This window comes from Pseudomonas mendocina, from assembly GCF_900636545.1.
Taxonomy (GTDB): domain Bacteria; phylum Pseudomonadota; class Gammaproteobacteria; order Pseudomonadales; family Pseudomonadaceae; genus Aquipseudomonas; species Aquipseudomonas mendocina.
Genome location: NZ_LR134290.1, coordinates 4117055 through 4140504, shown reverse-complemented (window position 1 = coordinate 4140504; position 23450 = coordinate 4117055). Strand labels below are relative to the sequence as shown.

22 protein-coding genes are annotated in these 23450 nt (G+C 60.7%); 4 read left to right on the top strand and 18 right to left on the bottom strand.

The window, feature by feature from the left end; genetic code table 11:
- Nucleotides 1-10: 10 nt before the first annotated feature.
- The 9 genes from EL191_RS19240 to EL191_RS19200 form a co-directional block, all read right to left on the bottom strand.
- Nucleotides 11-1558 (bottom strand): ABC transporter ATP-binding protein, encoded by a 1548-nt coding sequence (locus EL191_RS19240; protein WP_041980649.1) that lies wholly within the window; start codon nucleotides 1556-1558, stop codon nucleotides 11-13.
- Nucleotides 1559-1938: 380 nt separating this feature from the next.
- On the bottom strand, nucleotides 1939-2499 hold the full coding sequence (locus EL191_RS19235) for a DUF4234 domain-containing protein (RefSeq protein WP_041980650.1): 561 nt from the start codon (nucleotides 2497-2499) through the stop codon (nucleotides 1939-1941).
- A 176-nt stretch (nucleotides 2500-2675) separates the two neighbouring features.
- Entirely contained in the window at nucleotides 2676-3110 is a 435-nt protein-coding gene (locus tag EL191_RS19230; RefSeq protein WP_041980653.1) for a GNAT family N-acetyltransferase, read from the bottom strand.
- 65 nt (nucleotides 3111-3175) lie between these two features.
- Nucleotides 3176-3862: an SDR family oxidoreductase gene (locus EL191_RS19225; protein WP_041980654.1), complete on the bottom strand. Its 687-nt coding sequence runs from the start codon at nucleotides 3860-3862 to the stop codon at nucleotides 3176-3178.
- A gap of 53 nt (nucleotides 3863-3915) precedes the next feature.
- A complete protein-coding gene (locus EL191_RS19220) occupies nucleotides 3916-4461 on the bottom strand; it encodes a DUF922 domain-containing protein (protein WP_232005490.1) in 546 nt (181 codons plus the stop codon).
- Nucleotides 4458-5042, bottom strand: coding sequence for an IMPACT family protein (locus EL191_RS19215; protein ID WP_013717081.1), 585 nt, complete (start codon nucleotides 5040-5042; stop codon nucleotides 4458-4460). The genes EL191_RS19220 and EL191_RS19215 overlap by 4 nt, the downstream gene beginning before the upstream one ends.
- Entirely contained in the window at nucleotides 5042-5704 is a 663-nt protein-coding gene (locus tag EL191_RS19210; RefSeq protein ID WP_013717080.1) for a TetR/AcrR family transcriptional regulator, read from the bottom strand. The genes EL191_RS19215 and EL191_RS19210 overlap by 1 nt, the downstream gene beginning before the upstream one ends.
- A 156-nt stretch (nucleotides 5705-5860) precedes the next feature.
- Nucleotides 5861-7858 carry a methyl-accepting chemotaxis protein gene (locus EL191_RS19205; protein ID WP_041980655.1) on the bottom strand — a complete coding sequence of 666 codons (1998 nt, stop codon included), beginning with the start codon at nucleotides 7856-7858 and terminating at the stop codon, nucleotides 5861-5863.
- A 257-nt stretch (nucleotides 7859-8115) separates the two neighbouring features.
- The gene (locus EL191_RS19200) at nucleotides 8116-9033 is read right to left on the bottom strand and encodes a LysR family transcriptional regulator (protein ID WP_017363636.1); all 918 of its coding nucleotides are present in this window, start codon (nucleotides 9031-9033) and stop codon (nucleotides 8116-8118) included.
- A gap of 178 nt (nucleotides 9034-9211) precedes the next feature.
- Between EL191_RS19200 and EL191_RS19195 the strand changes: the two genes are divergently transcribed.
- Both EL191_RS19195 and EL191_RS19190 read left to right on the top strand, forming a co-directional pair.
- Nucleotides 9212-10558, top strand: a complete 1347-nt coding sequence (locus EL191_RS19195; RefSeq protein WP_017363637.1) for an aspartate aminotransferase family protein — start codon at nucleotides 9212-9214, stop codon at nucleotides 10556-10558.
- An 87-nt stretch (nucleotides 10559-10645) separates the two neighbouring features.
- A complete protein-coding gene (locus EL191_RS19190) occupies nucleotides 10646-12142 on the top strand; it encodes a CoA-acylating methylmalonate-semialdehyde dehydrogenase (RefSeq protein WP_041980656.1) in 1497 nt (498 codons plus the stop codon).
- A 51-nt stretch (nucleotides 12143-12193) separates the two neighbouring features.
- Here EL191_RS19190 and EL191_RS19185 read toward each other — a convergent pair whose 3' ends face one another.
- Nucleotides 12194-12589: a hypothetical protein gene (locus EL191_RS19185; RefSeq protein ID WP_041980657.1), complete on the bottom strand. Its 396-nt coding sequence runs from the start codon at nucleotides 12587-12589 to the stop codon at nucleotides 12194-12196.
- A gap of 170 nt (nucleotides 12590-12759) precedes the next feature.
- Between EL191_RS19185 and EL191_RS19180 the strand changes: the two genes are divergently transcribed.
- Complete coding sequence (locus EL191_RS19180; protein ID WP_041980658.1) at nucleotides 12760-13587, top strand: arylamine N-acetyltransferase family protein; 828 nt, start codon at nucleotides 12760-12762, stop codon at nucleotides 13585-13587.
- A gap of 658 nt (nucleotides 13588-14245) precedes the next feature.
- Here EL191_RS19180 and EL191_RS19175 read toward each other — a convergent pair.
- From EL191_RS19175 to EL191_RS19160, 4 genes are all read right to left on the bottom strand, one after another.
- The gene (locus EL191_RS19175) at nucleotides 14246-14839 is read right to left on the bottom strand and encodes an SLATT domain-containing protein (protein WP_126403519.1); all 594 of its coding nucleotides are present in this window, start codon (nucleotides 14837-14839) and stop codon (nucleotides 14246-14248) included.
- Between the two features lie 120 nt (nucleotides 14840-14959).
- Entirely contained in the window at nucleotides 14960-16318 is a 1359-nt protein-coding gene (locus EL191_RS19170; protein ID WP_080764309.1) for a reverse transcriptase domain-containing protein, read from the bottom strand.
- Nucleotides 16319-16608: 290 nt separating this feature from the next.
- Complete coding sequence (locus EL191_RS19165; RefSeq protein WP_041980659.1) at nucleotides 16609-18120, bottom strand: SulP family inorganic anion transporter; 1512 nt, start codon at nucleotides 18118-18120, stop codon at nucleotides 16609-16611.
- 84 nt (nucleotides 18121-18204) lie between these two features.
- Nucleotides 18205-18936 (bottom strand): carbonic anhydrase, encoded by a 732-nt coding sequence (locus EL191_RS19160; RefSeq protein WP_041980660.1) that lies wholly within the window; start codon nucleotides 18934-18936, stop codon nucleotides 18205-18207.
- A gap of 257 nt (nucleotides 18937-19193) precedes the next feature.
- Between EL191_RS19160 and EL191_RS19155 the strand changes: the two genes are divergently transcribed.
- Complete coding sequence (locus EL191_RS19155) at nucleotides 19194-19922, top strand: lysozyme inhibitor LprI family protein (protein ID WP_041980661.1); 729 nt, start codon at nucleotides 19194-19196, stop codon at nucleotides 19920-19922.
- Here EL191_RS19155 and EL191_RS19150 read toward each other — a convergent pair whose 3' ends face one another.
- The 4 genes from EL191_RS19150 to EL191_RS19135 form a co-directional block, all read right to left on the bottom strand.
- The gene (locus tag EL191_RS19150; RefSeq protein WP_041980662.1) at nucleotides 19923-20159 is read right to left on the bottom strand and encodes a hypothetical protein; all 237 of its coding nucleotides are present in this window, start codon (nucleotides 20157-20159) and stop codon (nucleotides 19923-19925) included.
- Between the two features lie 357 nt (nucleotides 20160-20516).
- Nucleotides 20517-21221 (bottom strand): lipopolysaccharide kinase InaA family protein, encoded by a 705-nt coding sequence (locus tag EL191_RS19145; protein WP_041980663.1) that lies wholly within the window; start codon nucleotides 21219-21221, stop codon nucleotides 20517-20519.
- Between the two features lie 208 nt (nucleotides 21222-21429).
- Nucleotides 21430-23076 (bottom strand): chaperonin GroEL, encoded by a 1647-nt coding sequence (gene groL / locus EL191_RS19140; protein ID WP_017363647.1) that lies wholly within the window; start codon nucleotides 23074-23076, stop codon nucleotides 21430-21432.
- Between the two features lie 48 nt (nucleotides 23077-23124).
- Entirely contained in the window at nucleotides 23125-23418 is a 294-nt protein-coding gene (locus tag EL191_RS19135) for a co-chaperone GroES (protein ID WP_013717065.1), read from the bottom strand.
- Nucleotides 23419-23450 lie beyond the last annotated feature (32 nt).

Below are 23450 nucleotides of genomic sequence, written 5' to 3'. Positions count from 1 at the left end.
GACGGCTCCGTCAGCAGGCCGCAGCGGCGGCGGGTTGATCGAATTCACCGGCCATCCAGCGGCCGACTTCCACGGTGGACACTTGCGCCGTCGTGGCCAGCGGCGACAGCCGCCCGCTGCACAGCGCGCCGATGCGGTCGCTGATCTGGAACAGCTCGTCGAGGTCTTCGGAGATCACCAGGATCGCTGCGCCGGCATCGCGCAGGGCGATCAGCGCACGGTGGATGGCCGCAGCGGCGCCAACGTCCACGCCCCAGGTCGGGTGCGCGGCCACCAGCAGTTTCGGGTTCTGCAGAATCTCGCGGCCAAGGATGAACTTCTGCAGGTTGCCGCCGGACAGGCTGCGCGCCGCCGTGTCGGCATCCGGCGTCTTTACCGCGAAGCGCTGGATGATCTGCTCGGCCAGCGCGCGCACCTTGCCGCGCTGCACCAGGCCACCCTTGACCAAGCCCTGACCGAAGGCAGTGAGCAGAGCGTTGTCCACCAGGCTCATCTCCGGCACCGCACCATGGCCGAGGCGCTCGGCGGGGACGAAGGCCAGGCCCAGCCCGCGCCGCGCATCCGGGTGCAGATTGGCTACCGCTGCGGCATCCAGGCTGACCCGCTCACGCTCGCCACGCGGCAGGCGGGTTTCGCCGCTGAGCAGGGCGAGCAGCTCGTCCTGGCCATTGCCAGACACCCCGGCGATACCGACGATCTCGCCGCTACGCACCTCCAGGCGAATGCGTTCCAGCGAGCAGCCGAAGGGATCGGGGTTGTGCCAACTGAGGTCATCGACGCGCAGCCGTGGCAGGCCCCCGCTGACTTTCGGGTAACTGCTTTCCAGCCCCTCGGCGTCGCCGACCATCAGCCGCGCCAGCTCCAGGTCGCTGCATTCGGCCGGTACGCAATGGCCGGACACCCGCCCGCCGCGCAGCACCGTGGCGCTCTGGCACAGCGCGCGCACTTCGCCGAGCTTGTGGCTGATGAAGAGGATGCTGCAGCCCTCGGCGGCCAAACGGCGCAGGGTGACGAACAGCTCGTCGGCCTCCTGCGGGGTGAGCACCGAGGTGGGCTCGTCGAGGATCAGCAGTTTGATGTCCTGCATCAGGCAGCGCACGATCTCCACTCGCTGACGTTCGCCGATGGACAGGCTGTGCACCAGGCGCGTCGGCTCCAGCGCCATGCCATAGCGCTGCGACACCTCGCGAATCTTCGGCTCCAGCTGCTTCGGCGTGCCGGCCTCCGCCCCCATGGCCAGGGCGATGTTCTCGGCGACGGTCAGCGTCTCGAACAGCGAGAAATGCTGGAACACCATGCCGATGCCCAGCCGGCGCGCCATGGCCGGGTCGCGCATCGTCAGCCGCTCACCCTGCCATTGAATCTCGCCGCTAGTGGGTTGAGTGACGCCGTAGATGATCTTCATCAGCGTGCTCTTGCCGGCGCCGTTCTCGCCGAGCAGGGCGCGGATCTCGCCTGGGGCGATGGTCAGGTCGATACGGTCGTTGGCCAGGCAGCCGGGGTACTGCTTGCTGATGGCGGTCAGTTGCAAGCGTGGGGAATCGGGTGAGGCAGACATGGAAAGCGCTCATGGAGATAACTGAGCGGGGCTAAAGCAAAAACCTGGCCATGGAGTCAGAAAATGCGCTGGCACGAGGCTCGCCCTCGGCCACGAGTTTTGGGGTGCCCACCATTGGTGCGCGCTCCTGCGTGCGAAGTGGTAGATGCACCGTATTTGTACGTGCGGCTACTACGTTATGGGCGCACTCGTGTAGGAGCGGCTTCAGCCGCGATTCGCAGCGCTAAAGCCTTGTGTGGTGCGCGACACCCCAGCCAGGCGACCTCCCGGTGGCAGGTCGCCTGGATTAAGCGCCGTGATGCCCAGCGTGTGTGGTGATGATGGGGCACTGGTGTCAACCAATCCTTATATCTTGGCCGTGCAACGTCTGTATTCGAGCGTCAGATAAAGATGCCCACCACAGCCAGCATCCACAGCAAGGCACAGGGAATGATGAACAGCAGGTTCTGGCCGCTGATCCGTGCATTGCTCTGCCCATCCTCATCACCGCTGGCCTGGTTGGCCTGTCGCTGGATCTGCGCCAGAGGAAGGGCTGGCGCCATTACGCAGCCGAGCAATAGCAGCAGGTCGAGAGCGCCGTTCTGGATATCCACCCGTGACAGGCCATTGCTGACGAAGAGCAACAGGACATAGAGCCAGGCGGTGCCCGAATAATCCCATGATCCCAGCCCCTGGCGCTGCTGGCGCTCGCTGATCAGGCGGCACAGCGAGTGGGTGTAGAAAATCTGAAAGAGTGAACGTGCCGCCGGCATGATGTGTTTCGGCAGCATCGTGGCGCGCTGACTATCCCACTGCTTGTAGAACCAGTAGAGGGAGTACAGGCCGAAGGTGGCGAAATTCAGCAGATAGAGTTTTTTCTCTGAGGTGACGAAGAAGGCGTTACGGGAGGGCGATTGTTCGTCCAGCAGTTCGGCTTTGGGCGGCTGATACAGGTTGTCCATTGACCTGGTCCCGGATAATGGCTGTGGGAGGCTCGCATCCTGCGAGTGTTTAGGGCGCTGATTATACGAATATCGTGGCGCGCTGGTTGAGCGCGCCGGCGCATCTGGCACTGTAGCGACGCAGAGCGTCGCGCTCTTGCCCTCACGCTGGTGCCTGGGAGCTATCGCCTTAGCCGCTATGTGCGTGCGAGTTGGCGTCGCATTTCAATGAGCTGATGTTCGCCGACGATTTCAACTTCCTTGATGAACTCAAACCCGAATTTTTCGTAATAGCCTTTCAGGTGGCTGTGCGCATGAAGCTCAATGGAGGTGGCGCCTATCTCTTGCGCATGCTGCATCAATGCCTGGACAACGGCCGAAGCAACTCCTGCGCTCCGATAAGCCTCACTGACCGCCACCCTGGCGATGGTAGAAGACCCGTCCTCTTTCAGCGTTAGGCGGGCCATGGCAATTGGCTCACCCTGTTCTATCGCCAGCGCATGGTAGGACTCTTCATCCAGTCCATCGAGGTCCAGCTCCGCAGGAATCCGTTGTTCACATGTGAAGACCTGATAGCGGATACCTTGAGCCAGGCGGATCAACGCTGGGTCATTACCGATGTTTACTTCCATCGTTATTCTTCTCCAACACAATTGCACGGCCTGCCTGGTGGCAGGCCGATATCCAGCGCTGAGGCTTACCAGGGCAGCGCATTGCCCTCGAAGTCGAGATAGCGCAGGCCGGGTTGGCCGACGGCGGCGCTGACCTGTCGGACCATGCCCTTGCAACTGCTGTCGATATCCAGCGGCGCGTCGGCGCCGCCCATGTCGGTGCGTACCCAGCCCGGGTGCATGAGCAGCACGCCGAGCTTTGGGTTGTCCTGAGTACGTACGAAGCACTGCGCGAGGTGGTTGAGCGCGGCCTTGCTGGCGCCATACAGCGGCATGCCCAGGCCGGCGCCGGTCTCGATGCTGCCGAGGATCGAACTCATGAATACGATCAGCCCGTGCCCGGCGGCCAGGTTCGGCAGCAGGCGCTCGGCCACGCGTAGCGGGGCGACGGCGTTGGTCAGAAACAGCTGACCCATTTCCTCGGCGCTGGCCTGGGCAGTGCTGTGGTGGTCGGGACCGGCAACGCCAGCGTTGACGAAGATGACGTCGAACTGCTGGCCGCTCAGGCGCTTGGCCAACTGTTCGAGGCTGTCTGGATCGGTCATCTCCAGTTGCTCGACACGTACGCCGGGCAGTGCCTGCAGCGGCGCTTGTTGCGCAGCGCTGCGCACGGTAGCGGTCACGGCCCAGCCCTGGGCAGCGAATTCACCGGCCAGACCAAGGCCGAGGCCGCGCGAGGCACCGATGATCAGGATGGATCGGGAGGCAGTCATGTCAGGCTCCATGAGAGATGAGAACGGTGAGTCAGGATAGCGCACTTATTCCGTCAACCAGGCGCCCTGGCTACGGCCATGGCCGGTCTGCTGGTCGTACTGCCGCGTCGCTGCAGGATGGCATTGGCGCGCTGGTTGGCCTGCTGTTGCAGCTCGGCGCAACTGGGGTATTCGGGCGTTTGCAGCAGGGCGGCGTCGATCTCGGCGGCGGCAGCCTGGCCGATGCGGTAATGGCCCAGCTCATGCTCGCGCAGTGCATTCAGGTACTGTTCGAAACGCTGGCGCTGCTGCGCGTCGCCACCGCCCAGGCGGGGCAGGGTGACGGTGGCGTTCAGCTGGGTGCGGGTGAGGTCGATCTGGCAGCGACCGTCGCGTTGCTCGCGCCACCAGAAATTCCATTGCACCTGCCAACGGGTGTAGGCGTGGTAGATCTGGCCGTTCTGGCGAATCGGCGAGGCCTGGTCGATGGCGCGGCTGAGGGACTCGCCGGACGTTACATGCAGGTCGTAGTACTGCTCCTGCAACTGCTCCTGTATTTCGGCCTGGGCCGGCAGGGCCAGCCATAGCAGCGGCAGCAGTGCAGCGGTCGTTCGCTTCATGGCGCTTGCAGGCTCTCGCGGCCACGGCTGATATCGCCCAGCAAGCGTTCCAGCGCCGCATGTTCGGCTGGCGCCACGGCCAGTTGCAGGCGTGCGCCGGTGGCGTCGTAATTCTCGCTCTCGATCAGGCTGTCGAACTCGTTCAGGCGTGCCTTGAACAGGGGCAGTTCGGCGAACTGCAAATGACAGGTGAAGGATTGGCGCACCACCAGCTCACGGCGCTCGCCAGCTTGCAGGCATTTCGCTGCGCTGCCGCCGTAGGCGCGGGCCAGCCCGCCGGTGCCGAGCTGAATGCCGCCGTACCAGCGGATCACCAGTACCACGACCTGATCGCAATCCTGCCCCTCGATGGCGGCGAGTATCGGCCTGCCAGCGGTGCCGCCCGGCTCGCCGTCGTCGTTGAAACGGTACTGGTTGCCGACTTTCCACGCCCAGCAGTTGTGCGAGGCGGCCAGGTCACTGTGGCTGTCGATGAAGGCCTGTGCGTCCGCCGCGCTGGCAACCGGCGCGGCGAGTGCGATGAAGCGGCTCTTGCGAATCTCCTCGCGGTATTCGCAAGGTCCGAGCAGGGTGAAGGCCATCAGGCTTTGGCAGCGGGTGTCAGGCCGCAGCCCTTGAGAATGATCTGTACCAGTTGGTCGGCAGCTTCCTCGAAGTCCTGCTTGGTCAGGCGCGAGCACTGCTTCACGCGGCAGATCTGCGAGGCGAAGTCGGCGTAGTGCTGGGTGCTGCTCCACAGCAGGAAAATCAGGTGGATCGGATCGACCGGGTCCATCTTGCCGGCGGCGATCCAGCCTTCGAACACTGCGGCACGACCACGGAACCAGTCCAGATAGTTCTGGTTGAAGTATTGCGACAGGCAGTCGCCGCCGCTGATCACTTCCATGGCGAAGATGCGCGAGGCCTTCGGCTGGCGCCGGGAGAACTCCATCTTGGCGCGGATGTAGCGCTCCAGCGTCTCGGCCGGATCATCCTCGACGCTGAGGTTGTTGAAGGTGCTGTCCCACAGTTCGAGGATGTTGCTCAGCACCGCCAGGTACAGCCCCAGCTTGTTGTTGAAGTAGTAATGCAGGTTGGCCTTGGGCAGGCCGACGTTCTGCGCGATGGTGTTCATGCTGGTGCCCTTGAAGCCGTGCCGGGCGAACTCTTCTTCGGCAGCCTTGATGATGGCTTCTTCGTTCTTCTGGCGAATGCGCCCGGCGGGTTTGCCGGTGGCGCTGTGGGCGGGGACTTCGAAGGTCATGGGGTGATTCCGAACTGATCAGGGAGCCGAGCGATTGCACAGATACCCCAGCCTTGGCTGGGTGACAAGCGTCACGGCGTGAAAAAGCCCGTTTACGTCGGGCGCGTCACCTTGCGTTGGCTGCCGTGGGGCAGGGGTGGCCCACGGCTGTACCCGTCACACCTTGAAGTTGGCGATCAGGCCGTGCAGGTCGCGAGTCATGCCAGTCAGCTCGTCGCTGACGTTCACCGTGCTTTGCGCTTCGTGGGCGTTGCTGTCACTGAGACTCTTGATCTCTAGGGTGTTCTGCTCGACGCCCTGAACCACCGCCGCCTGCTGCTCGGCGGCTGAGGCGATCTGGATGTTGTGGTCGATGATCTGATCCATGCTGCCGGTGATCTGCTCGAAGATATTTGCCGTCAGGGTGATCTGCTCGACGCTCTGCGCCGCGCTCTGGTGGCTGCCACGAATGGTCTTCACCGCACTGCCGACCTGCTGGCGCAGGCGACCGATGGTCTGGTCGATTTCGCCGGTCAGTTCGTGCGAGCGAATGGCCAGGCTGCGCACTTCGTCGGCGACCACGGCGAAACCGCGGCCCTGTTCGCCGGCACGGGCGGCCTCGATGGCGGCGTTGAGCGCGAGCAGGTTGGTCTGTTCGGCGACGCTCTTGATCAGGTCGACGGCCTTGGCGATCTCTTCGCTTTCCTTTTCTACCGAGGTGATGGCGCCGATGGAGTCGTCCATCTCGCTGAACAGCTGATTGATGCGCGACACGGCGTGATCAACCTGCACGCGGCCTTCACGGCATTTCTCGCCCGCGGTATTGGCCTTGTCGGCAGTCACGTGGGAGTTCTGGCTGACCTCCTGGACGTTGCTGACCAGCTCGCTCATCGAGGTGGCGATCAGCTCCAGTTCATTGGCCTGACGCTCGACGCTGCGCTGGCTGGTGGAGGCGCTGTCGCTGACGCTCTGCGCCTTGTCCAGGGTGGTTTCGGAGAAACGTGCGACCTGGGCGATCAGTTCGCTCATACGCGTCTGCATTTCGTTGAAGTCCTGGGCCAGGTCGCCCAGTTCGTCACGCGCGGCGGTCTGCACGCGCTGGCGCAAGTCACCTTCGGCCATGCGCCGGGTGGCGCTGGTGAGGTCGCGAATGGCGCCCCGTACCGAGAGGTAGAAACCGATGAACAGGTACACCAGCAGGGCGATCACCACCAGCAATGCACCGGCCCACAGCATCAGCTCGCGCAGGTTGGCGTCGGTGCGAGCCTGCAGCAGTCCGGCAGTTTCCTCCAGCAGCAGGCTCGCGGCCTTGTCCAGCTCGGCTGCCTGCGGCGCATAGGATTCGTAGCGCTGCAGCCAGTGTTCCACTGCGTTCTGGTCGAAGTAGCCGCTCTGGGTATAGGTATCGACGATTTCGCGCTTGTATTGCTCGGCGGCATCACGCGCGGCGCTCGTCATCAACTGCTGGGCCTCGGCGTTGCCCTTGGCCTCGATGCCGCCGGCGTAGCGTTGCAGGGTGCTGAGCTGGTTGGTGATGGCCGAACGCGACGAGGATTCGAGGAAGCCGTAGGCGGTCATGTAGCCGGCATAGGTGCGGGTCTGGGTCAGCACTTCGTACAGCGGCAGCAGTTGATTGAGCAGCAGGTCGATGTTGCGGTAGATGCGCGGGTTGCTGTCCTGGCTCAACTTGGACATGGCGGCGATCTCGCGCATGTTGGCGCCCAGGTCGTGCACCGAGGCGACGTGCTCGATCATCTGCGAGCTGAGGCCCTGCACCGAGAGTTTCTTGTCGGCGTTGAACCCGGGGTCGCTTTCGGCCAGTTTCATGTCGGCGAACGAGCCTTGCTCGAGGCTGGCATTCAGGTTCGCGATAGCGCCGACGAAAGCCTGGCTGCGACGCTCGATCTCCTGCCTGGCGTCATCCTTGTTGCGCGCGTAGCCGATCACGTGCATGCCGGCCTGCTCCAGGGCCTGGCGATACACCGGCAGATACTGTTCGAGGGTCTGCAGGCCCTCTAGCTCATGCTGCGACTGCTCCAGCGTGGCATTGACGTCGAGCAGCTTGCTTACCGACAGCCAGCAGTAGGGCAGCATGAACACGGCGAAGATCAGCAGGAATTTGTGGGCATAACGTGCGCGGTTCATCAAGGTTAGAACCGGATTGAAGAAGAACATCGTGAGCCTCTAGAACCAGGGGGAGCGACAACCAGGCAGACGGCCAGGGCAGCGGAGAATGGCGGCGGTGCAAGCCTTTCTGGCTATTTGCCAGCAAGAAACTTGCCGTCATTTATATGGCGACGTGGTGCTGACGGCAAGGCGCATGACGTTGCGCTTCATGTCGCATCGCTACACCGGGCCCCAGGGCATGACGTTGCGCCCGAGCAAAACGTCATGCCCGATCATGGTGCCCGTGCGCTTCCATGGTGCGCGATTCAGGCTTCGGCCAGGGCTTCCAGAAAGCTCTCCAGCACCAGGTGCGCGCGACGTCCCTTGCGCGTGACCGCAGCCAGGTTGATGTCGTAGAAGCGGCTGCTGGCCTTGAGCGCGCGCAGGCGGCCCTGCTGTACCCAGGCCTGGGCATAGTGGTCGGGCAGATAGCCGATGTAGCGGCCGGTGAGAATAAGGAAGGCCATGCCTTCGCGATCCGAGGCGCTGGCCGTGCAGTTCAGTACCTGGTAGTGGTTCTGTACTTCCGGCGGCAGGCGAAAGGTCGGGGCGATGGCTTCCTGCGCGTTGAGTCTTTCGTCTTCAAGCTGTTGGTCATCGACATAGAACAGCGGGTGGCCGACGGCGCAGTAGAGCAGCGAGCGCTCGTCGTACAGAGGCTGATACTCCAGGCCGGAGAGGGCACCGACCTGCGGTACCACGCCGATATGCAGGCGGCCATCGAGCACACCCTGTTCCACCTCCGACGGCGGCGTCATGCGGATGTTGATGCGCACGTCCGGCCCCTGCACCTTGAGGCGCGCCAGAGCATTGGTGATGCGCATGTGCGGGATGGTCACCAGGTTGTCGGTCAGGCCGATGTTCAGTTCGCCGCGCAGGTGCTGGTGCAGGCCGTTGACCTCGGTGCGAAAGCTCTCCAGCGCCGCCAGCAGTTGCAGGGTGCTCTGGTACACCTCGCGACCTTCCTCGGTCAGGGCGAAGCCGGCGCGCCCGCGCTGGCACAGACGCAGGCCGAGGCGTTGCTCCAGGTCGCTCATCTGCTGGCTGATGGCCGAGCGACCGATGCCCAGGGCGCTTTCCGCCGCAGAAAAACCGCCACATTCCACCACGCTGCGAAACAGTTTGAGCAGGCGGATTTCAAAGTCGCTGACCTGGGCCAGCGGATCGGGACGGCGGCTGCTCATTTGTTTAGTAGGCCTTGAACTGAAGATAAGAAGAGTATTGTTTTACTGACTCTATGCCCGTGGCACCTTTGCTGGCAACAGACGCTGTATCTGTGGGAGGCGCTTCAGCGGCGACAGTCGCGGCCAAAGCCCCTCCCACATTGCTCCCGATCACGCCGCCACTGCCGAGGCCACCCCGATGAACATGCCGCAGACCGCAACCCCGTCCCTGGCCAGCCAGCTCAAGCTGGATGCGCACTGGATGCCGTTCTCCGCCAACCGCAACTTCCAGCGTGACCCGCGACTGATCGTCGGTGCCGAGGGTAGCTGGCTGGTCGACGACCAGGGTCGCAAGGTCTACGACAGCCTGTCCGGCCTGTGGACTTGCGGCGCCGGCCACTCGCGCAAGGAAATCCAGGAAGCCGTGGCCAAGCAGCTCGGTACCCTCGACTACTCGCCGGGTTTCCAGTTCGGCCATGCGCTGTCGTTCAAGCTGGCCGAGCAGGTTGCCGACCTGATGCCAGGTGATCTCAACCATGTATTCTTCACCGGCTCCGGCTCCGAGTGCGCCGACACTGCGGTGAAGATGGCCAAGGCCTATTGGCGCCTGAAAGGCCAGGCTTCCAAGACCCGCTTCATCGGCCGTGCCCGTGGCTACCACGGCGTCAATATCGCCGGCACCGCCCTCGGTGGCATCGGCGGCAACCGCAAGATGTATGGCCAACTGATGGATGCCGATCACCTGCCGCACACCCTGCAGCCGGGCATGGCCTTCACCAAGGGCATGGCCGAAACTGGCGGCGTGGAGCTGGCCAACGAACTGCTCAAGCTGATCGAGCTGCACGACGCCTCCAACATCGCTGCGGTGATCGTCGAGCCGATGTCAGGCTCGGCTGGCGCCCTCGTGCCGCCGGTGGGCTACCTGCAGCGTCTGCGCGAAATCTGCACCCAGCACAACATCCTGCTGATCTTCGACGAAGTGATCACCGGCTTCGGCCGCATGGGCAAGTGGAGTGGTGCCGAGTTCTTCGGCGTGACCCCGGACCTGATGAACGTCGCCAAGCAGATCACCAACGGCGCCATCCCGCTGGGGGCGGTGATCGCCAGCAGCGAGATCTACAACACCTTCATGCAGCAGCCATCGCCGGAGCATATGATCGAGTTCACCCACGGCTACACCTACTCGGCGCACCCGGTGGCCTGTGCCGCTGGTCTGGCGACGCTGGAGCTGCTCAAGCGCGAGAACCTGATCCAGCAATCCGCCGAGCTGGCGCCCAAGTTCGAGGCCGCGCTGCATGGCCTGAAGGGCACCAAGCACATCATCGATATCCGCAACTGCGGCCTGGCTGGCGCGCTGCAGATCGCCCCGCGTGACGGTGACGCCGTGATTCGTCCGTTCGAGGCCGGCATGGCCCTGTGGAAGGCCGGTTTCTACGTGCGCTTCGGTGGCGATACCCTGCAGTTCGGCCCAACCTTCAACGCCAAGATCGAAGACCTCGACCGCGTGTTCAATGCCGTCGGCGATGTGCTGAACAAACTCGACTGATTCCTGGCTCCCCTCTCCCGCTTGCGGGAGAGGGGGCGGGGGAGAGGGCGCCTCTCCCCAGTACCCGATTCTTTGATGGAGACCCCCATGAGCCACATCCCCCACCTGATCAATGGCGAACGCGTTGCCGGCAACGGTCGCAGCGCACCGGTTTTTAACCCGTCCACCGGCGACTCCACCAGCGCCGTCGGCCTGGCTGATCGCGCCACCATGCAACTGGCCATCGACGCTGCCAAGGCTGCCTTCCCGGCCTGGCGCAACACCCCGCCGGCCAAGCGTGCGCAGATCATGTTCCGCTTCAAGCAACTGCTGGAGCAGAACGAGAACGAAATTGCCGCGCTGATCAGCGCCGAGCACGGCAAAACCATCGAAGACGCCGTCGGTGAACTCAAACGCGGCATCGAGAACGTCGAGTTCGCCTGCGCCGCCCCAGAAATTCTCAAGGGCGAATACAGCCGCAACGTCGGCCCGAACATCGACGCCTGGACCGATCTGCAACCCATTGGTGTCGTGGCAGGTATCACCCCGTTCAACTTCCCGGCCATGGTGCCGCTGTGGATGTACCCGCTGGCCATCGTCTGCGGCAACTGCTTCATCTTGAAGCCGTCCGAGCGTGACCCCAGCTCCACCCTGTTCATCGCCGAGCTGCTGAACCAGGCCGGCCTGCCCAAGGGCGTGCTGAACGTGGTCAACGGTGACAAGGACGCAGTCGACGCGCTGATCGAGGCGCCTGAGGTCAAGGCGCTGAGCTTCGTCGGCTCGACGCCGATCGCCGAGTACATCTACAGCGAAGGCACCAAGCGCGGCAAGCGCGTGCAGGCCCTCGGCGGCGCCAAGAACCACGCCGTGTTGATGCCCGATGCCGACCTCGACAACGCCGTCAGCGCACTGATGGGCGCGGCCTACGGCTCCTGCGGCGAGCGCTGCATGGCCATCTCCGTGGCCGTGTGCGTGGGCGACCAGATCGCTGATGCGCTGGTGGAGAAGATCGTCCCGCAGATCCAGGCGCTGAAGATCGGCGCCGGTACCTCCTGCGGCCTCGACATGGGCCCGCTGGTCACCGCCGCTGCGCGTGACAAGGTCAAGGGCTATATCGACGCCGGCGTGGCGCAGGGCGCCAAACTGGTGGTCGACGGTCGTAACCTGGTCGTGCCAGGCAACGAGAACGGCTACTTCGTCGGTGGCACCCTGTTCGACAAGGTGACCCCGGAGATGACCATCTACACCGACGAAATCTTCGGCCCGGTGCTGTGCATCGTCCGCGTCGGCAGCCTGGAAGAAGCCATGCAGCTGATCAACGATCACGAGTACGGCAACGGCACCTGCATCTTCACCCGCGACGGTGAAGCCGCGCGCCTGTTCTGCGACGAAATTGAAGTGGGCATGGTCGGCGTCAACGTGCCGCTGCCGGTGCCGGTCAGCTACCACAGCTTCGGCGGCTGGAAGCGCTCGCTGTTCGGCGACCTGCATGCCTACGGCCCGGACGGCGTGCGCTTCTACACCCGCAAGAAGGCCATCACCCAACGCTGGCCGGCACGCAAAAGCCATGAGGCCGCGCAGTTCGCTTTCCCCAGCAATGGCTGAGTGAGCTGAGGCGTTGAATGAAAAGGCCGATCGCGAGATCGGCCTTTTTCGTTAGCGGGCGAGGCGGTGGTTCTGCCGCAGTTCGACCAGATCCTGATAGGTGCAGGTCTGCGGCGCCGGGCCGGTCAGGTCGTAGCAGCGCTGGCCGAAGCCCATCGGCCAGTAGGCGATACCGACTGGCGGCCAGAAGATCGAAGCAACGCGGAAGCGCGTTTTCAGGCGACCGTTCTGGATGACATGGGATTGCTTGTCCTCCAGACGATAAGGCACGCCGCCCGCCGCTCCCCAAGAGAACGGACGCGTCTTGACCAGGCCCTGATTGTGGAGAACCGGGCGTTCATTGACGACGAGGGCGCTGTCTTTGGGGAGCTTGACCCAGGTTGCAGTGGAGCAACCGCTGACGATGAGGGCGGCTGCCAGCATGGCGGCAGACATGATGGAGGGCATCCGGATTACATCCTTGTCCTGAGGGGCTGATAGGGGCGCGTACTATAAAGGCCTGTGGTCATAAGGCGAAATGTCGGTCGTGGAATGGGTGTTTTGGCTATCGACCCTATGCATATCTCCCATCTGCCGCGTCTGGTAAAACAGCCGGCATGCAGAAAGGGAGAAGCACGATGAGCGAAGCATTCAAGCTGGACCTGCACACTTACTTAGGGCGCCTGGGCTATTGCTCGGCGCCACCTCCAACGCTCGACACCCTGCGCGAGCTACAGGTGCGGCACACCGCCGAATTCCCCTTCGAAACCCTGGCCAACATGCTAGGCATACCGGTGGAAGTCGAGCCCGCCGCGATCCAGGACAAGCTGCTACGCCAGGGGCGTGGTGGTTATTGCTTCGAACTCAACCGCCTGTATCTGCTGCTATTGCAGGCGCTGGGCTTCGACGCGCGTGGGCTGACCGGCCGTGTGGTCATGGGCGGCCCGGAAGATGCCCTGCCGGCGCGCACCCATATGCTGGTGCTGGTGACCATCGATGGCGTGCGCTATATCAGCGATGTCGGCTTCGGCGGCATGGTGCCGACCGGCCCGCTGCTGCTCTACATCGACGCGGAGCAGTCCACACCGCACGAGCCCTATCGTCTGACGTTGGTGGACGGCACCTACACCCTGCGTGCCCTGGTGGCTGACACCTGGCGGGCGATGTACGTGTTCGACCTGCAGAAGGTGGCGGATATCGATTACGTGGTGGGCAACTGGTACGTGTGCACCCACCCGGATTCGCCTTTCCGCGGCCAGATGATCGCCGCCCGCACGGGGCCAGGCCTGCGCAAGACGCTGAACAATGGCAGCTTCGCCATACACCGCCTGGGGCAGGCGAGTGAGCGGGTGCAGTTGCAGAGTGTCGATGAGGTGCTGAGGGTGTTGCGCGAGGAGTTTGGGATTCGGGTGCCGGAGCATCCTGAGCTACGGCAGATCATCGAGCGGTTGATTGCAGTGGCGTGAAAGCAAGGCGGCTGGTATCGCCACGTTCTTGTAGGAGGGGCTTTAGCCGCGACCCGAAGCCACCCAAATCTGTAGGAGCGGCTTCAGCCGCGAAAATCTCGGAAGCCTCGAAGGCTCGCTGAGTTTGCTGAATGAACACGATCAGTTCCCCTCTCCCGCTTGCGGGGCGTAAGCGGAAATAGCGAAGCACTGCTTCGCCCGCTGAAGCGACCTGAGCTCTGCGAAGGGCTGGGGCGCAGGGCGGGGCTAGGGGAGAGGGCGCTTTGGGCTTTTGCTGGGGTATTGCACTCCGACGCCGCAAGTTTGTTGTCTGAAATTACGGTTTCGCCCTTACGGCGACTCACTTTTTTCAAACGCCAAAAAAGTAAGCAAAAACGCTGTGCCCCGCCATCCGGGTCTCGCTTCGCTCGACTTCCCTCACTCCATCATTGCTCCGAGGGCCCGCCGCGAAGGGCCATCCCTGGCCCATCGCGGCTCTCGCGGCATCCATGCCGCTCAACCCTCTACACAACGATTCCGTTCGGCCTAATGAAGGGGCGATTGGTGTAGGACAGAGATCTCGACACGCAGCACGACAGGGTGGACAAGCTTCGCGTTGTCCACCCTACTTACAGTTGCAAGTTTAGTGCCTCCACTCTACTTGCAATATGGATTCAAGTCACTTTAACGAAAGTATTAAAATTAATGGTGTGAAAATCGTGAGGAGGAAGATTATTGACGAAAAGTAGTAATGGGCTAATGTCAGGAGGCGGTTTTTATGTGGGGATAGCTCTGGATGATCAATCTTAAATTTTTCGTAATCTACAGAGGAGTGATTTTCAGGGCATGAATTTATGATGTCTGTATATTCTTCTGATATCAATGTGGCACTTTCGAGTGTGTTTGCGCTAGTTTGGGAAGTGGCTAGCTGATCTAGCTTTTCTATTAGTGGAGAGAGTTTTTTTGCATTTTCATGTAGGTTGTAAGCTGCTATCTCATACCGTGAGGAGCTTTCAATTACACTCAATAGTAGTATTATTAGGGATGAAGAGAATAAAACGATTTTAAGGGTGGATGGCGCTTCAGGGAAGTAGATGCTTAGTTGCTCTTCGAAGGAGCTGGCTATTAGTACGTAAGCAGAGTAGATGCTAATTAAATATGTGGTTATTCTTGATCGCCTGCTCAGTCTTCTGTAAGCGTTAAATCTTGCCCCTCGAGTGGTCCATATTTTTGTTTTTAGTGTTTGTATGTAGTCATTTTCTTGTGTGTTCATAGTGGCCTCCCCCTCAGGATTAACCCTGTTAATATCCCCGTTATACGGAGCCCTAGCCTAAAAGGCAGAATAACCATTACCCATTAAAATGGATCTGCACGCGTCGTGCAAGGGGGAGGCTCATGAGAAGCTACCTAGATCCACTTCGAGTTGCAAGAGGTTTTTTTGCTTTTTTATTTCGAAGGCTTTTTCAATATGCTCTGCTGCATAGCTATGTTGTCCGTCTGGGTCAATTATTCCCATGGTGATAAGATAGTTTATTTTTTCTTGTAGTGTGTTGTATTTGTTGTAGTTGTGTATGTAGTTGCCATGGGTATTATGCTTTGCTTCGTGATACGCTCTTGATAATCTTTTTAGACGGGGTAAGTGGCTTTTTAAACCTGCTTTGCAAAAGTTTTTCCTTACAATGGAATCTATTTCGTGCAGGAGCTTCATGTCGTTTATTTCTATAAAATAAAATATCCATCCGTATCTTTTCTTTTCGCTGATGGCTCCAGTTATTTTCTCATTTAGAGTTTCTATAAGTATGGTTACTCTCGCTTCATCTGTGAGCCAGTGTTTGGCATTGGGGTTGTTTTTTGTGTTCTTGTATCTAGTTATTGTGGCAATGAGACTTCGGATGAATCTTTCTTTTGAGGAGTTTCTTACGGATACTAGGTTTTTCCCATGAAATAAATATCCTAGGTACTCCATTCCTTGACTTATTTTTCCTTCGCTTGATTTGTCATTTGTTTCTAGTTTTAGTTTCTTTAGGTCGTGCTTTATGTTCTCTGATGTTTCTAATGTTTTGTTTTCTGAGATTATTAAGATGTCATCGACAAAGCGATTGTATGTGTGTGTTGAGTATTTTTTGTCGATCTTGTTTAGATAGATGTCTGATAATATGTTTGATATGCAAAGCCCTTGTGGCACTCCTATTTTGTTGGAGGAGGGGTATTCGTTCTTTTTTGTGGTATGTGTGACAGTTATATTTTTTATTGCTTTAGATGTTAGGGTTAATGTTTTGGGGTCCAGTTTTTTTTCAAGTTTTTTAAGTAGCTTGCGGTGATTGATGTTGTCATAAAAGGCTGTTATGTCTATCTTTACATAGCTTAAATCTTTCTTTGCTTTGCTGATTTCTTCTTTTATTTTTCTAATTATTTGGTTTGGTAATTCGCGCTTTACCGATTCTGAATATTCCTCTTGTAGGATTGATAGCAGTCCGGCCAGGATAATTCGGTCCCTGTTTGTTGGTTTGGATATGACTCGCGGAGTTTTATTTTTCCCTTTAATTTTTAGTTCTTCAAGATACGGGGAGAATTCGAACTTTTCAGATAATATTTTTTTGCTGGCGATGGATAATGTTTTTAGGGCTGTTTTTGAGAAGGTTTCAATGTTGCTTCCATCAATTCCAATAGAAGGCTTTGGTAGGATTTTTTTCTCAAAAATCTCATAGAGGTTTGCTGTGTTGAAAACTTGCTCGAATTTTTCTTCTTTCATAGTGTGAGTCTAAGTTATTTGTGTTAAGCGAGCTTTTCCAATCGCCATAGATAAGCCTGTAGTGAGTAACTTTCCAGAAAATTAACAACGATAGTGTCCTGAGCACTATTCGCTTTGATCAAGATAGCGAAGTGCTTATGCTGGCGGGCGGTGTTGGGTTTGCTGGCCATGGTGCGTCCTTGCTGGGCGATGGATCGACATTACTGCGAATAATGGCGTTGCGCCATACTTCATCAGTCGATCCATTGACCTGGCTCACTCAGCGGCCTGGGTGAGTGAGCCGTGGGTAATCAGGCCAGCGCCGTGCGCTGTCTACCTTCCACCCGGCGTTTCAACGCTGCCCCTTCGACGATTTCCAGCCCGCCGCCTTGGGCTCGGGCGGAGCGGCCCCAGTCTTCCAGCAGTTCCATGCAGGCATGGTCGATATAGCTGACCCGCGCCAGGCTCAGGTGCACACTGGTGCCCGGCTCGACGCTGGCCAGCAGCTTGGCCAGTTGTGGCACACGCAGGAAAGTGGCGGCGCCGCTCATGCGTAGTTCGGCGCTGTTCGGGCCGGAGGGCACCAGTTTCACGCGCAGGCGCGAGGCGCTCCACACCAGTTTCAGCAAGGTCAGGGCGAAGCCCACCAGCACGCCGGTCAGCAGGTCGGTGAAGACGATGCACAGCGCCGTAGCGATATAGATGAACACTGGGGCGCGGCCGTACTGGCCGAGGTTGCGCATGGCCTTTGGGTCGACCAGCTTGCAGCCGGTGTACACCAGCACCGCGCCGAGGCTGGCCACCGGGATGCTCTGCAGTACGCCGGGCAGCAGGGCGACCAAAGCCAGTAGCCAGGCGCCGTGGAGAATGGTCGAGGCGCGGCCGCGAGCTCCGGCCTGGACGTTGGCCGAGCTGCGTACGATCACGCCGGTCATCGGCAGGGCGCCGACTGCACCGCAAAGCATGTTGCCGATGCCCTGGGCGGCCAGTTCGCGGTTGAAGCGCGCACGCGGGCCATCGTGCATGCGGTCCACGGCGGCGGCAGACAACAGCGTCTCGGCGCTGGCGATAAAGGCCAGCGCCAGTGCCGCAATCAGCAGTTGTGGGTCGGCCAGGCTGGCCAAGCCCTGCGGAGTAATCCAGTCGATGGCATCGCCGAGGTTGGCTGGCAGCTCCACGCGCTTGACCGGTAGCGCCAGCCACAGGCTGGCCAGGGTGGCGAGCGTCACCCCGACCAGCGCGCCAGGCAGAAAGCGCAGCGGCGCCGGGCGAAAACGTTCCCACATCCAGATGCTGGCGATGGTGCCGAGGCCTACTGCACCGGCGATCATGGCGTTGCTGCCGAGCAGACTCAGCGCGTCACGCACGGCGCCGGGGAAGGCCAGCAGGTTGTCGAGGCCGGAGGCCTTGGGCGCAGCGTCGATCATCACGTGCACCTGCGACAGCACGATAAGTACGCCGATACCGGCCAGCATGCCGTACACCACAGCAGGCGCGGTGACGCGAAACCAGCCGCCCAGGCGCAGAGTGCCGGCGACCAGCTGGATCAACCCGGCGAGCAGCAGAACCGGGCCTAGTGCAGCCATGCCATGGGTGCGCACCAGCTCGAATACCAGCACCGCGAGGCCGGCTGCCGGGCCGCTGACCTGCAGCGGCGCACCTGCGATGAAGCCGACCACCAGACCGCCGATGATGCCGGTGATCAGGCCCTTGGCCGGCGGCATGCCGGAGGCGATGGCGATGCCCATGCACAGCGGCAGGGCGACGAGAAAGACCACCACGGACGCTAGCACGTCCCGTGGCAGTGTGCGAAATACATTCATGGCGTTATCTCTCCTTGCCCAACGCGTGGGCAAACGCAGCCCGTGCCCGCGCCTTGATGGGCGCAGGCTCTGGAAAGTGGGGGATCAGGCGCTGGCGTAGCGCGGTTGCGGGGTGGCGCAGGGCTGCTCGTCGCCATCGAGCGCAAGGAAGTTGCCCGAAGCGGCGTCGTAGGCGCGGATGCCGCCACTGTCGATGTCGTATACCCAGCCATGGATGTGCAGTTGGCCGCTAGCCAGGCGTGCGGCGACGGAAGGGTGAGTACGCAGGTGGTCTAGCTGGGCCACCACGTTCTCCTCGGTCAGCACGCCGAGGGTTTCATGGGCGCTGCCGCAGTTGCAGTTGCTCTCGACCACACTTCGCGCCACTTCGGCATGGCGCAACCAGGCGCGCACCGTGGGCATGTCGTCGAGGCTGGCCGGGTTGAGCACGGCCTTCATCGCACCGCAGTCGGAATGGCCGCAGACGATGATGTGCTGCACGCCGAGCGCCAGTACCGCGTACTCGATGGCCGTGGAAACGCCGCCGTTCATCTGTCCGTAGGGCGGCACCACGTTACCCACGTTGCGGGTGACGAACAGGGTGCCGGGGTCGCTCTGGGTAATCAGCTCGGGGACGATGCGCGAATCGGCGCAGGTGATGAACATGGCGCTGGGCGATTGCGCCGAGGCCAGGCGCTTGAACAGTGCCTGCTGCTGCGGGTAGACCTCCTGGCGAAAACGGCGAAAGCCCTGCACCAGTTGGTGCAGGGCGGCCTGGGCCTGGTCCTTGGCAACTGGGCGCAGGGTCTTGCCGGTTCGGGAAGCGGTTGAGTTCATCGTTGCATCTCCTGTCATTTTCATGAGTGACGTTCTCGACTGCCAGCCAAACGCCTGTGACCGTTTGGTCACTTCCGGGGCAACGATAAAGATTCTTACTTAAGCAAAACTGAACGAGAGGCTCTAAAACGCCACTATTGGCCAGTAGACCGGTGCGCAGCGAGAACCACTGCTCGCCTTCATGGCCGCCCTGCTTGTCAGGCAGTGCGGTGCTAAGCATCATGCCGACTCGTTTTCATCGCCAGGGAAGGTTATCCATGCGCATGCCCGTGTTGCTCGCTCTGTGTCTGTCGCCGCTAGTTGCTGCCGCAGAAGGTACGCTCACTGCTACCGTCGTTCACGCCGATTTCTCCCAGGCACCGGAGGTGCGTTTGTTGGTGCGCGTGCTGGATGAGGCCTTCGGCACCGACTTGGATTCCATCGTGATCAAATGCCCGGTGGCGAAAGAGCCGGAGCAACGTCTGGCGCCGAACAGTTGTTTCGAGGTGAGCATCGACGAGGGCAGCGGTCCTCAGCAGCCGATCTACCAGACGCTGTTGGCCAAGCCGGAGCGTGCCAGCGACCCTATCTATCTCGAGCTGGTCTATCGCACCCAGTTGCAGCCGCATCACGACGACTTTTACAGCCGGCCCACGGCGCGTTTGCGGGTAGAGACCAATGGCTTCTACAACTGGAACGACGAGATGCCTCAGGCGTTGCCGCAGAACCTGATGGCGCTGGGTGGAATCAGTGCGCTGGTATTGGGAGATGCCGATGCGCTGCTCAATACGGCCTATCGCGAGCGCCAGAGGCAGTTGTCGGAGGAGGCGGGTACGGCGCTGCGCCAGGCGCAGCGTAACTGGATTGCGATGCGTGATGCCGAATGCAAACCCTATGGCGAGAAACAGCCCTATTCGGTGTTCGGCGAATTCAGCTACGACTGCATGGTGCGTCTGACGCTCGACCGCGCCCGCCAATTGGCCGTGGTACGCGGTGATCAGAGTTGATCAGTTATCGCCCTTCATCGCGCCGCTGAGGCCGAACATCAGCACCAGCAGGTTGGCGTCCGGTTTTACGGCGGGCTGCACCTGCTTGCGCAACGGCGTGATGGAGCAGGGCTCGACGGTGGTGCATTCGCGCGCTTCCAGTACGCGGGGGCCGGGCTCCTGCCAGGCTGCGGCAGCAATTGCCGTTACGCTGAGTGCGAGGCCAAGGAACAAACCTCGTGCTATTTCTAATTTCATTTTGCTAACCCCTTGAAAGCGCTGCCAAACGCTGTTTGCTAAACCTAGATCACCCATTGCTTCGTCGTCGTCTCATGCGACGAACGGTCTTAGCGTGTAGCTGGCATCAGCCGGGGCTGTGCTGGGACTCGGGCCTTTTCGGTTGGTTCAACAATGGTGCAGGTAACGTCTTAACGTAACCTTAGGTGCTTGTTGCGGTGCCTGGTAACAGCCGGCCCTGGCAGTTGCAGTTGCCTGCAGTTCATCTCATAACCCGGCGCAAAGGCGCGAGGTAGAGCCACTTCCTGGTGGGGTACAGCGATGGAGCGAGTTGGCGCGGGTAAAAGGCTGTCGGCCAAGGAGCCGACGGCCGGTTGGTCAGGCAAGAGCTATGCCGAGACCTTTGGCGCCATCGGCGAAGATCTGGCGATACCCCTCAAGCACTTGCTGCCAGTCGGCGTCGGACCACGGGCTGTGGCGGCGTAGCTGCGGCAGGTCATGCTGGGCGGCCTGCACGCGGGTCAGGCGGCGGCGGCTTTTTTCCAGATCGAGCAGGGCCACCTGCGGCGTTTCGCCGTCGATGCGCACGAAGATGTGTTTGGCATACAGGCAGCCGTGCTGCCAGCGCCCCAGATGCATGCGTGCCAGCGTCGCACCGACAAGTTGCAGCAACTGGGTATGTATCGCCTCGCCGCACGCTTCACGGCCGCCCTGGGCATACCAGAGCTCGATGTTCTCGAAGCCTTCCAGCGCCTCTGTCACCAAAAGGCCGCGCCAGCCTTGCTGCTGGTCATAATCGATACCGCAATAGATCATCCGCGGCACCATCACGCCCAGAGAGGGCAGGGCCTGCAGGGCTTTGCGTTCGCGCAGGACGGTGGGGCGCCCTTGCGGATGCAGCAGGCTGCGATAGATATGACCGATCTGCTTCTTGGCGTAGAGCACGCCGGTTTCATCCAGCAGGCGCTGCACACCACTTTCGCCACCACGACGGACATTGGGCTCTTCGACCCAGTCGCCTTGCTGTTGCCACCAGTGCTGGAACGCCTGCTGAGGAATTTCGCTCGTGCTGCAAAGGGCCATATTGTTCTTCTTCTATGGGTGGTTCGTGCAGGTTCCGCCTCGTGAACGGGTACTGCGTCGTTCAGGGTTGTAACGAAACATAAGCAGATAACGTTCCCGAGTCCACAGGAAATGCCCGTGAATTTTCGATAGGTCTGGCTCTTTCGCAGGCAATAAAAAACCCCGCGACTAGCGCGGGGTTCTTCGTACTGCGTGGGAGCCGGTCGGCTTACATCATGCCGCCCATGCCACCCATACCGCCCATGCCACCCATATCAGGCATGGCCGGAGCCTTGTCGTCAGCCGCTTCGGCAACCATGGCCTCGGTGGTGATCATCAGGCCGCCGATGGAGGCAGCAGCTTGCAGTGCCGAGCGGGTGACCTTGGCCGGGTCGAGGATACCCATCTCGATCATGTCGCCGTAGGTGTCGGTCGCGGCGTTGAAGCCGAAGTTGCCCGAACCCTGCTTGACCTTGTCGACCACTACGCTCGGCTCGCCACCAGCGTTGGAAACGATCTGACGCAGCGGCGCTTCGACAGCGCGACGCAGCAGAGCGATACCGACGTTCTGGTCTTCGTTGTCGCCTTTCAGGCCTTCGATGGCCTGCAGGGCACGCACCAGGGCTACACCACCGCCAGGTACCACGCCTTCTTCCACGGCAGCGCGGGTCGCGTGCAGGGCGTCTTCAACGCGGGCTTTCTTCTCTTTCATCTCGACTTCGGTGGCCGCGCCAACCTTGATCACGGCAACACCGCCAGCCAGCTTGGCCAGACGCTCTTGCAGCTTCTCTTTGTCGTAGTCGGAAGAGGTTTCTTCGACCTGCTTGCGGATCTGCGCAACGCGGGCTTCGATGTCGACCTGAGCGCCAGCGCCATCGATGATGGTGGTGTTGTCCTTGTTCAGGACGACGCGCTTGGCGTTACCCAGGTGCTCCAGAGTGGCGCTTTCCAGGGACAGGCCAACTTCTTCGGAGATCACGGTGCCGCCGGTCAGGATGGCGATGTCCTGCAGCATGGCCTTGCGGCGGTCGCCGAAGCCCGGCGCCTTGACGGCTGCGACTTTGACGATGCCACGCATGTTGTTGACGACCAGGGTAGCCAGGGCTTCGCCTTCGACGTCTTCAGCCACGATCAGCAGCGGACGGCCAGCCTTGGCAACGGCTTCCAGAACCGGCAGCAGTTCGCGGATGTTGGAGATCTTCTTGTCGACCAGCAGCAGCAGCGGGCCTTCCAGCTCGGCAACCATGGTGTCCGGCTTGTTGATGAAGTACGGCGACAGGTAGCCGCGGTCGAACTGCATGCCTTCTACGACGGACAGTTCGTTTTCCAGGCCCGAGCCTTCTTCAACGGTGATGACGCCTTCTTTACCGACCTTGTCCATGGCTTCGGCGATGATGTCACCGATGGAGCTGTCGGAGTTGGCGGAGATGGTGCCTACCTGGGCGATGGCCTTGGAGTCGGCGCACGGCTTGGCCAGGTCTTTCAGCTGAGCAACGATGGCGGTGGTCGCCTTGTCGATGCCGCGCTTCAGGTCCATCGGGTTCATGCCGGCAGCGACGGACTTCAGGCCTTCGTTGACGATGGCTTGAGCCAGAACGGTAGCGGTGGTGGTGCCGTCACCGGCTGCATCGTTGGCCTTGGACGCTACGTCCTTGACCAGCTGGGCGCCCATGTTTTCGAAGGCGTCTTTCAGTTCGATTTCCTTGGCAACCGAAACACCGTCTTTGGTGATGGTCGGGGCGCCGAAGGATTTGGCCAGAACCACGTTACGGCCTTTCGGGCCGAGGGTGGCTTTGACGGCGTCGGCCAGTACGTTGACGCCAACGAGCATTTTCTTGCGGGCGGAATCGCCAAACTTGACTTCTTTAGCAGCCATTTTGATCAGTCCTCAAATTCTTGAAGGTTAAACGGAGATTCGTGGGAATCAGGCTTCGATGACAGCGAGGATTTCGTTCTCGCCCATTACCAGCAGGTCTTCGCCGTCGACTTTGACGGTGTTGCTGCCGGAGTAAGGGCCGAATACCACTTTGTCACCGACCTTGACGGCCAGCGGACGGACTTCGCCGTTATCCAGAACCTTACCGGTACCGACGGCAACGACTTCACCCTGGTTCGGCTTCTCGGCGGCCGAACCCGGCAGCACGATGCCGCCTGCGGTTTTGGTCTCTTCTTCGCTGCGACGGATCACGACGCGGTCATGCAGAGGACGAAGCTTCATTGTCGATCTCTCCTAACAATTGATGGCCAACT

Bases quoted from the DNA above. Each gene is read 5' to 3' on its own strand.
- EL191_RS19240 (WP_041980649.1), bottom strand. From the start codon at position 1,558: ATGTCTGCCTCACCCGATTCCCCACGCTTGCAACTGACCGCCATCAGC.
- EL191_RS19175 (WP_126403519.1), bottom strand. From the start codon at position 14,839: ATGAACACACAAGAAAATGACTACATACAAACACTAAAAACAAAAATA.
- EL191_RS19160 (WP_041980660.1), bottom strand. From the start codon at position 18,936: ATGAACTCAACCGCTTCCCGAACCGGCAAGACCCTGCGCCCAGTTGCC.
- EL191_RS19210 (WP_013717080.1), bottom strand. From the start codon at position 5,704: ATGACCTTCGAAGTCCCCGCCCACAGCGCCACCGGCAAACCCGCCGGG.
- EL191_RS19220 (WP_232005490.1), bottom strand. From the start codon at position 4,461: ATGAAGCGAACGACCGCTGCACTGCTGCCGCTGCTATGGCTGGCCCTG.
- EL191_RS19200 (WP_017363636.1), bottom strand. From the start codon at position 9,033: ATGAGCAGCCGCCGTCCCGATCCGCTGGCCCAGGTCAGCGACTTTGAA.
- EL191_RS19215 (WP_013717081.1), bottom strand. From the start codon at position 5,042: ATGGCCTTCACCCTGCTCGGACCTTGCGAATACCGCGAGGAGATTCGC.
- EL191_RS19230 (WP_041980653.1), bottom strand. From the start codon at position 3,110: ATGGAAGTAAACATCGGTAATGACCCAGCGTTGATCCGCCTGGCTCAA.
- EL191_RS19170 (WP_080764309.1), bottom strand. From the start codon at position 16,318: ATGAAAGAAGAAAAATTCGAGCAAGTTTTCAACACAGCAAACCTCTAT.
- EL191_RS19235 (WP_041980650.1), bottom strand. From the start codon at position 2,499: ATGGACAACCTGTATCAGCCGCCCAAAGCCGAACTGCTGGACGAACAA.
- EL191_RS19150 (WP_041980662.1), bottom strand. From the start codon at position 20,159: ATGAAATTAGAAATAGCACGAGGTTTGTTCCTTGGCCTCGCACTCAGC.
- EL191_RS19225 (WP_041980654.1), bottom strand. From the start codon at position 3,862: ATGACTGCCTCCCGATCCATCCTGATCATCGGTGCCTCGCGCGGCCTC.
- EL191_RS19155 (WP_041980661.1), top strand. From the start codon at position 19,194: ATGCGCATGCCCGTGTTGCTCGCTCTGTGTCTGTCGCCGCTAGTTGCT.
- EL191_RS19205 (WP_041980655.1), bottom strand. From the start codon at position 7,858: ATGTTCTTCTTCAATCCGGTTCTAACCTTGATGAACCGCGCACGTTAT.
- EL191_RS19145 (WP_041980663.1), bottom strand. From the start codon at position 21,221: ATGGCCCTTTGCAGCACGAGCGAAATTCCTCAGCAGGCGTTCCAGCAC.
- groL (WP_017363647.1), bottom strand. From the start codon at position 23,076: ATGGCTGCTAAAGAAGTCAAGTTTGGCGATTCCGCCCGCAAGAAAATG.
- EL191_RS19195 (WP_017363637.1), top strand. From the start codon at position 9,212: ATGAACATGCCGCAGACCGCAACCCCGTCCCTGGCCAGCCAGCTCAAG.
- EL191_RS19180 (WP_041980658.1), top strand. From the start codon at position 12,760: ATGAGCGAAGCATTCAAGCTGGACCTGCACACTTACTTAGGGCGCCTG.
- EL191_RS19185 (WP_041980657.1), bottom strand. From the start codon at position 12,589: ATGCCCTCCATCATGTCTGCCGCCATGCTGGCAGCCGCCCTCATCGTC.
- EL191_RS19190 (WP_041980656.1), top strand. From the start codon at position 10,646: ATGAGCCACATCCCCCACCTGATCAATGGCGAACGCGTTGCCGGCAAC.
- EL191_RS19135 (WP_013717065.1), bottom strand. From the start codon at position 23,418: ATGAAGCTTCGTCCTCTGCATGACCGCGTCGTGATCCGTCGCAGCGAA.
- EL191_RS19165 (WP_041980659.1), bottom strand. From the start codon at position 18,120: ATGAATGTATTTCGCACACTGCCACGGGACGTGCTAGCGTCCGTGGTG.